Source organism: Streptomyces sp. NPDC005303 (assembly GCF_040607335.1).
GTDB lineage: Bacteria > Actinomycetota > Actinomycetes > Streptomycetales > Streptomycetaceae > Streptomyces.
This window is the reverse complement of the sequence record NZ_JBEXGM010000010.1, coordinates 144,352-153,203: the sequence shown is the minus strand read 5'-3', so window position 1 is coordinate 153,203 and position 8,852 is coordinate 144,352. Positions and strand designations below refer to the sequence as shown.

Here is an 8,852-nt window from a genome sequence, read left to right as displayed (position 1 = left end):
GGTGTTCCGGGTCGGCACGACTCCTGGATGGTCCACCTGGTGTGGCTGTTCGTCGGGATTCCGAGAGGGCCCACCCGGTGTGACCGCTCGACCCACGTACCGGAGCCCCCGCGATGACCCCGCGCCTGAGACCTCCAGGCAACCGGCCGGTGTGGTCGGGAGATGGATTCCGAGAGGGCCCAACTGGTGTTCCGGGTCGGCACGACTCCTGGATGGTCCACCTGGTGTGGCTGTTCGTCGGGATTCCGAGAGGGCCCACCCGGTGTGACCGCTCGACCCACCTCCCGGAAAGGCCGCCATGACCCCGCGGCTGAGGCCTCCTGACAACCGGGCGCTGTGATCAGGCGCAAGACCCCGAAACGGCCCTGCCGGTCTGGCCGGCCGGCACGACTCCGAGACGCCCCCGGGGGCCCGGTCGAACGACTCAGAGACCGTCCACCTGATGTGGCCGGTCGGCTGGATTCCCGGACGGTCCGCGTGGTGTGGCTGGTCGGCGGGATTCCCGGACGGTCCACGTGGTGTGGCTGCTCGGCGGGATTCGAAGACCGCCCACCCGGTGTGACCGCTCGACCCACCCCCAGATGCCCCGCCATGACCCCGCGACTGAGACCTCCAGGCAACCGGCCGGTGTGGCCGTTCGACAAACCCCGAGACGCCCACCCGGTGCGCCCCTTCGCTCCGCCTCCCGACGGCCCACCCGGTGAGACAGTCCGCACCGCCTCCCAACTGCCCACCCGGTATGACGCTTCGCCCCGACTCCCCGACGCCCCCGCCACGCCCACACGGCTGAGACCCCCAGACACCCCACCCCCGCACATCCACGCAACCAACCACGCAGCCCCCACCCAGACCCCCCACCGCCCCACCCAGACCCCCCACCGCCCCACCCAGACCCCCCACCGCCCAACCCAGACCCCCCACCCACCCGCAATCCCCACCCCCCAACCCCCGCCACCTGTTTACAGTCGCCCCACTTCGCGCTACCTTCCGCAACACGTGAGGTGGGAGCGCTCCCATACGGACGGACCGGAACCCGCCCGCATGAAGCTCCCACCTCGCGGCAACCACACACACCCCGCACGGCCCGTACCCCAAGGAACGGACTGGATTGTCATGATCCTGACAAAGTTATCGAGGGTCACTCGCCCCAGAGCCCTCTTCCTGGTCCTCGTCTCCCTGCTCGCCACCATCCCCGCCCTCAGCCTCGTCCTCACGGCGGGCGGCAGCGCCGAGGCCCATGGCACCCCGATGAAGCCCGCCAGCCGTACCTTCCTGTGCTGGCAGGACGGGCTCACGGACACCGGTGAGATCAAACCGATCAACCCGGCCTGCAAGAACGCGCAGGCGGTCAGCGGCACCACCCCCTTCTACAACTGGTTCTCCGTGCTCCGCTCGGACGGCGCCGGACGCACCCGCGGTTTCGTCCCGGACGGCCAGTTGTGCAGCGGCGGCAACACCAACTTCACCGGCTTCAACGCCGCCCGCGACGACTGGCCCCTCACCCACCTCACCGCCGGCAAGACGGTCGACTTCTCCTACAACGCCTGGGCCGCGCACCCGGGTTGGTTCTACGTCTACGTCACCAAGGACGGCTTCGACCCGAAGAAAACACTCACCTGGGACGACATGGAGTCCCAGCCGTTCCTCAGCGTCGACCACCCGCCGCTCAACGGCAGCCCGGGCACGGTCGAGGCCAACTACTCCTGGACCGGACAGCTTCCGGCGAACAAGTCCGGCCGCCACATCATCTACATGGTCTGGCAGCGTTCGGACAGCGCGGAGACCTTCTACTCCTGCTCCGACGTCGTCTTCGACGGCGGCAACGGCGAGGTCACCGGCATCCACGAGCCGGGCAACCCGACCGAACCGGTGCCCGGCACCTGCACGGCCACCCGTAAGACCACGGGCAGTTGGAACGGCGGCTACCAGTCCGAGGTGACCGTCACCAACTCCGGCGACGTCCCGATGCTGGGCTGGATGGTCGACTGGAGCCTGCCGGCCGGACAGAAGGTCGACAGTCTCTGGAACGGCAACGCCACCTACACCGGCCAGGACGTGATGGTCCACAACGCCAACTGGAACGGCTCGCTCAGTCCGGGGCAGAGCACGACCTTCGGATACGTCGTCACCGGCGCCGGAGGAGACACGGCCACGACGCTTCCCTGTCGGGTTGGCTGACTTACCGTCAGGCCGCGCTCGAACCAATCGCTCAGGGCGGACCCGGTGGGGCTGTGCGCCACCGGGTCCGCGAGCCGTGCCGGCACGACGGGGGGTGAGGGCCGGCACGGATGGTGCATGGCTTGTGACGACGCGACGCGCGACAACGTTGTCGAGTGGCTATACATGACTCTACCGCGCCAACGGACAACGATGTCAAATCAGTTGGGGGAAATGGCTGGACCGGCCGGGCGACGCCCTCGCGCGCCCCGTCCGCCGTACGCACCCTTCCGTGATACCCGTGGCGCACGTTACTGTCCCTGCGGCTTGTGCGACCTGTGGTGCGCGACCCGTCCGAAGGAGGAGGGGCCGCGTCATGCGTTTCCGTCCTACGTCCTTGCTGCTGGCTGCCGTTCTCGCGGCCACCGGCGCCACCCCCGCCCTCGCGGCCCCCGCCGCGCCACCCGGCCTCGTCGACGACCCGACCGCCTACGTGAACCCGCTCATCGGCACGGAGAACGGCGGCAACGTCTTCCCCGGCGCCGTCACCCCGTTCGGCATGTTCTCCTTCAGCCCCGAGAACACCCGCGGCGACGCCACCCGCACCGCCGCCCCCGGTGGTTACCTGTACGGCGCCACCCGCGTCCGTGGCTTCAGCCTCACCCACATGTCCGGTACGGGCTGCGCGGGCGGCAGCGGTGACATCCCGCTCCTCCCGTTCGCCGGCGAGGTCACCTCGTCGCCCGCGAGCGACACCAAGGACGCGGTGTACGCGGCCGACTTCAGCCACGCCGACGAGACCGCGGAGCCCGGCCACTACAAGGTGAGCCTTGCCTCCGGCGTCACCGCCGACCTCGCCGCCGCCGCCCGCACCGGCTCGGCCCGCTTCACCTACCCGGCCGACAAGCCCGCCTCGCTGCTGTTCCGGACCGCCAACTCCGAGGTGGGGTCGGCCGATTCGACGGTCGAGATCGACCCGGCGACCCGGACGGTCTCCGGCTCGGTCACCTCCGGCAACTTCTGCGGCTACCTCGACCCGGAGGGCCGACGCGCCTACTACACCCTCCACTTCACCGCCCACTTCGACCGTCCTTTCGCCGCCACCGGCACCTGGCAGGACGACAAGCTCGCCCCCGGGTCCGTGAAGGCCTCCGGCGGCACGGGCGGTTTCTCCCAGGGCGGGCGGCCCGTCGCGGGCAAGGGGGCGGGCGGATACGTCCAGTTCGCGCCCGGCACCGAGCAGGTGGGCGTCAGGATCGGGATCTCGTACGTCAGCCGGGCGGGCGCGGAGGCCAACCTCGCCGTAGAGAACCCGCCCCGGCGCTCCTTCGACGCGGTGTGCGACGCTGCCCGCCGCGCCTGGCGTGACCGGCTGCGGGCAATCCGCGTCGGCGGCGGCACCGAGGACGAACGCACCACCTTCTACACCGCGCTCTACCACGCGCTCCTCCACCCCAACGTCATCAGCGACGCCGACGGCAGATACCGGGGGAGCGACGACGAGGTGCACCGTGTCGCCCGCGGTCACCGGGCCCAGTACGGCACCTTCTCCGGCTGGGACGTCTACCGCGGCCAGGTGCAGCTGCTGACCCTGCTCGACGCGCGCACCGGCTCGGACGTGGCGCAGTCCCTGCATGAACTGGCCCGGCAGAACGGCGGTGTCTGGGACCGCTGGCTGCACGGCGCGAGCGGCACCCACGTCATGAACGGCGACCCCTCACCCATCGCCCTGGCCGGCATCCGGGCCTTCGGGGGCACCGGCTTCGACCTGCGCGGCGCACTGGACTCGCTCGTCCGGGCGGCCACGGTCCCCACGGAAGGGGACCTGTCGTCGGCGGGGAAGCCCGTGCTGTCCGTCGGTCAACGGCCCTCCCTCGACAAGTACCTGAAGCTGCACTACATGCCGTCCGTCTCCAACGCCTGGGGCGGTGCCGCCGAGACCCTGGAGATGTCCGGCGCCGACTTCGCGCTCTCCCAACTCGCCCGTGCGGCGGGGGAGAAGGACACGGAGGCGGCCTTCACCCAGAGATCCCAGTGGTGGCAGAACACCTTCGACATCGCCGCCGACCCGAGCGGCGGGTACATCGCCAACCGCAAGGCGGACGGCAGTTGGGTCACCGGCTTCACCCCGGCCACCGGCAACGGGTTCGTCGAGGGGACGGCGGCCCAGTACACGTGGATGGTCCAGCATGACCCGGCGGGCCTGTTCGCCGCGATGGGTGGCCGCGACAAGGCCCTCGACCGGCTCGACTCCTTCTTCCACGACGACAACGGCGACTGTGCCTTCACCGGCAACGGCGGTGAGAAGTCCGAGCTGGACAACGAACCCTCGATCAACGTCCCCTACCTGTACGCCTACGCGGGCGCGCCCCACAAGACCCAGGAGACCGTCCGCGCCGCGATGCGACAGCTCTGGTCGACCGAGCCGGGCGGCATCCCCGGCAACGACGACCTCGGCGCCATGTCGGCCTGGTACGTCTTCTCCGCGCTCGGCATGTACCCCCAGGTGCCGTCCCGGTCCGAACTGGTCCTCGCCTCACCGCTGTTCCCGCGCATCGAGATCGACCGCCCCTTCGGCAACGACATCTCCGTGCGCGCGCAGGGAGCGGCCGCCGACGCCCCGTACGTCCACTCCCTGAAGGTCAACGGCCGTACGAGTCAGGCACCTTGGCTTCCCGCCTCCTTCGTGCGGGACGGCGGTCGGCTGGACTACACCCTCTCCACCGAGCCTGCCCCGGCCTGGGGAGCGGACGCGGCCCCGCCGTCCTTCCGCGCGGGCGAGCAGCCGTACCAGATCGGTGTCGGCCCGACCGCGGCGACGGTCGCGCCGGGCGGCAGCACGAAGACCAGTGTCCGCGCGCTGTCGCTGAGCGGCGACGGCACCGGCCCCGAGGTCCGCTTCCGCGTGGAGACACCGCAAGGCATCACGGCGAGCCCCGCCGAGGGCACGGTGGCGGACGGCTTTCAGGAGATCACCCTGAGTACCACCGAGGGCACCACGCAGGGCTTCTACGACGTCACGATCGCCGTCACCTCGGACGGCACCGCGTACGAACAGCCCGTGTCGCTCACGGTCGCCGCACCCGGCACCCTCCTCGCCGCGTACGACAACAGCGGGATCTCGGACGACTCGGGTGACCACGACGAGGCCGACTACGACGGCGGCGGCTGGAGCTACTCCCGCCAGGCGCTGAACGCGGCCGGTCTCACCCCGGGCGGGCAGGGCACGGTCGACGGCCTGTCCTTCACCTGGCCGAACTCGCCGAGCGGCCGTCCCGACAACGCTACGGCGACCGGCCAGAACCTCCAACTGAATGAACCGGTGCGCCAGTTGTCCTTCGTCGGCAGTGCGGTCAACGGCAATCAGCAGTCCCAGGCCACCCTCACCTACACCGACGGCAGCACCGATACGGTCGAACTCGCCTTCACCGACTGGACCGTCGGGGGAGGCGGCGGCACCGTCCAGTACGGCAACGAGGTCGTCGCCCACACCGCCTACCGCAACGTGGCGGGCGCGGACCGGGACCCGGTGGCCACGTATGTCTTCGCCACCAAGCCGTTCACCGCACCGGAGGGCAAGCGGATCGCGAGTGTGAAGCTGCCGCAGAACACGGACCTTCACGTGTTCACCCTGGCTGTGAGCTGACTGACCCCCGCCCCAACACCCCGTCCAGCCAGTCGAGTTGGCGCCGCACGTGCACAGCGTCGCCCCCCTCGTGACCGTTGTACGGATAGGCGTGGATCTCCTTGCGGGGGTCCACGCCGGTCAGCTCACCGTAGCGGTTGAAGGCCGCGTACGCCCCGCTCGGCGGGCACACCGTGTCGCGCAGACCGGTCCCGAAATGGGCCGGGGCCGCGGCGCGCCGCGCGAAGGAGACGCCCTCCACGTACGCGAGCGTGCGATACGCGGCCTCCTCCACACCCCGGTGCACGGAGAGATACGAGCTGATCTCGCCGTACGGACTCGCGTCGGTGAGCTCCAGAGCGCGCCGGATGCCGCACAGGAAGGGCGCGGTGACCAGGACCGCCGCCAGATCCGGCACCAGTCCCGCGACCGCCAGCGCCAGCCCGCCGCCCTGGCTGTTGCCGACGGCCGCGACCCGCCCCCCGTCCACCTCGGGCAGCGCCCGCACCGCCGTCACCGCACGCACCGCGTCCGTGATCAGCCGACGGTAGTGGTAGGTGCGGGGGTCGAGCAGTCCCCGTGCCGCGGGACCCGGGCCGCCCGGTGCCGAGGCGTGCGGGTCGGGGGTCGCGCCGCCGTTGCCGTACTGGTCGCCCTGGCCGCGGTTGTCCATCAGCAGATGTGCGTACCCGGCGTTCACCCAGGTCAGCCGCTCGTGCGGAAGGCCGCGGCCGCGGCCGTAGCCGGCGTACTCGACGACCGCGGGCAGTGGCTCGCGCACCCCGGCGGGTCTGCTGTACCAGGCGCGAACCGGGTCGCCGGCGAAGCCCCGGAAGGTGACGTCCCAGGTCTCGGTCAGTCGCAGTCCGCTCTCCACCCGGCGCATCGACACCAACACGTCCGTCTGTGTCGCCTCTTTCAGGGTGTCACGCCAGAACTCGTCGAAATCCGGGGGTTCCTGGACATCGGGACGGTAGTGCTCCAGCTCCGCGGCGGGCAGGTCGAACGCAGGCACAGGGCACCTCGCATGAGTCGGTCCAAGTAGTGAAACTTGCGGAGGGCAACGGGACTTGGCTTTGCCTGTTCTACCCCACTCCTGCCCCAGCCATCTCTCGCCCGCCCCATTGACAGCGCTTTCTCCGGCCCTCTAAGTTGCCGCGAAGTTACCGGTAAGAGCTCGAAAGTTTCGGTTCCATGCCTCCTTCTGAGAGGACCGAGCATGAGCACATCCGTCAAGTCGGCCTCTCCACCACCCAGCGTCGAGGACCTGCCCGGGGCCGTCGCCCGCCCCGCGCCGCGTGGCGGCTGGCGCCGGGCCCTGCGTCGTGACTGGCAGCTGTACTCGCTGGTGGTCCTGCCGCTGCTGTTCTTCCTGGTGTTCCGCTATCTGCCGATGATCGGCAACGTGATCGCGTTCCGGCGCTTCGAGCCCGGCGGCTCGATGTTCGGCGAGGACTGGGTGGGCCTGCGCTATGTGCGTATGTTCCTCAGCGACCCGACCTTCTGGCAGGTGTTCCGCAACACCCTGTGGCTCGGCGGGCTCACGCTGGTGTTCTGCTTTCCCATCCCGATCGTGCTCGCCCTCCTGCTCAACGAGGTGCGCCGGCGCTCCCTGAAGCGGTTCGTGCAGTCGGTGTCCTACCTCCCGCACTTCCTGTCGATCGTGATCGTCGCGGGCCTCACGATGCAGATGCTGGCCACCGACGGGCCGGTCAACCACGCCCTCGGCTGGTTCGGCCACGACGAGATCCGCTTCATCCAGGAACCCGACTGGTTCCGCACGATCTACGTCGGCTCGGAGATCTGGCAGACCGCCGGCTGGGGCACGATCCTCTACCTCGCCGCGCTCACCACCATCGACGAGGACCTGTACGAGGCCGCGCGCATCGACGGTGCCAACCGCTGGCGGCAGATCTGGCACGTCACTCTGCCCGGCATCCGTCCCACCATGGTCACGCTGCTGATCCTCAACGTCGGCACGTTCATGGCGGTCGGCTTCGAGAAGGTCCTGCTGCTGTACAACCCGCTGACCTACCCGACCGCCGACGTGATCTCGACCTACGTCTACCGGGCCGGTGTCGAGTCCAACAGCTTCAGTTACGCGGCCGCGATCGGCCTGTTCGAGGCGATCATCGGCCTGGTCCTGATCACGACCGCCAACACGCTCTCGCGCCGCACAGTGGGGACCAGCCTGTGGTGAAGCCGAGCCGCTCCTACCGGGTCTTCCAGGGCGTCAACGGGGTGGTCCTCACCTTCGTCGTGCTGGTGACCCTGTACCCCTTCGCCAACATCGTCGCTCGCTCCTTCAGCGGCGAACGGCAGATCCGGGCCGGTGAAGTGACCCTGTGGCCCAAGGGGTTCAACCTCACCACGTACCGGATCGTCTTCCAGGACTCGATGTTCTGGCGGAACTACGGCAACACCGTCTTCTACACGGTCGTGTCGACCGCCGTGGCGATGGTTCTGACGACCTGTTACGCCTACGTCCTGTCGAAGAAGAACCTCAAGGGGCGCGGGGTGCTGGTCGGCATCGCCGTGTTCACGATGTTCTTCACCGGCGGCCTGATCCCGAACTACATCCTGGTCACCGAGCTCGGACTGAAGAACAGCGTCTGGGCGATCGCGCTGCCCAACGCGATCAGCGTCTTCAACCTGCTGGTGATGAAGGCCTTCTTCGAGAGCCTGCCGACCGAGCTGGAGGAGGCCGCGCAGATCGACGGACTGAGCACGTACGGCATTCTCTTCAGGGTCGTGCTGCCGCTGTCCAAGGCGGTCGTCGCGACCATGGTGCTCTTCTACACGGTGTCCTTCTGGAACTCCTGGTTCAGCGCGTTCCTCTACATGGACCACTCCGATCTCATGCCGGTCACCGTCTATCTGCGCAACCTCATCGCGGGTGCCACCGGCGGCGGCAACGCGGGCGCCGGCACGGCGGAGCTCAGCCAGGTCGGCGCGAGCATCCAGGCCGTCACGATCGTGCTCACCGCGCTGCCGATCATCTGCGTGTACCCGTTCGTCCAGCGCTTCTTCGTCTCGGGCGTGATGCTCGGCGCGGTCAAGGGCTGACAGC

The 8,852-nt window shown here is 69.4% G+C and carries 5 protein-coding genes; 4 read left to right on the top strand and 1 reads right to left on the bottom strand.

From position 1 onward, the window contains the following. Window positions 1-1,113 precede the first annotated feature (1,113 nt). Together ABZT93_RS17380 and ABZT93_RS17375 are read left to right on the top strand one after the other, a co-directional pair. Window positions 1,114-2,178 (top strand): lytic polysaccharide monooxygenase, encoded by a 1,065-nt coding sequence (locus tag ABZT93_RS17380; protein ID WP_356105124.1) that lies wholly within the window; start codon window positions 1,114-1,116, stop codon window positions 2,176-2,178. 355 nt (window positions 2,179-2,533) lie between these two features. Then, window positions 2,534-5,803 carry a GH92 family glycosyl hydrolase gene (locus tag ABZT93_RS17375; RefSeq protein ID WP_356105122.1) on the top strand — a complete coding sequence of 1,090 codons (3,270 nt, stop codon included), beginning with the start codon at window positions 2,534-2,536 and terminating at the stop codon, window positions 5,801-5,803. On the opposite strand, the gene ABZT93_RS17370 is transcribed toward ABZT93_RS17375, so the two are convergent. Continuing rightward, on the bottom strand, window positions 5,784-6,797 hold the full coding sequence (locus ABZT93_RS17370; RefSeq protein ID WP_356105120.1) for an acetylxylan esterase: 1,014 nt from the start codon (window positions 6,795-6,797) through the stop codon (window positions 5,784-5,786). The genes ABZT93_RS17375 and ABZT93_RS17370 overlap by 20 nt on opposite strands. Window positions 6,798-7,001: 204 nt before the next feature. Here ABZT93_RS17370 and ABZT93_RS17365 point away from each other — a divergent pair, with 204 nt between their 5' ends. Together ABZT93_RS17365 and ABZT93_RS17360 are read left to right on the top strand one after the other, a co-directional pair. Then, window positions 7,002-7,982 carry an ABC transporter permease subunit gene (locus ABZT93_RS17365; RefSeq protein ID WP_356105118.1) on the top strand — a complete coding sequence of 327 codons (981 nt, stop codon included), beginning with the start codon at window positions 7,002-7,004 and terminating at the stop codon, window positions 7,980-7,982. Beyond that, window positions 7,976-8,848: a carbohydrate ABC transporter permease gene (locus tag ABZT93_RS17360; protein WP_356105115.1), complete on the top strand. Its 873-nt coding sequence runs from the start codon at window positions 7,976-7,978 to the stop codon at window positions 8,846-8,848. Before ABZT93_RS17365 ends, ABZT93_RS17360 begins: the two co-directional genes overlap by 7 nt. Window positions 8,849-8,852 lie beyond the last annotated feature (4 nt).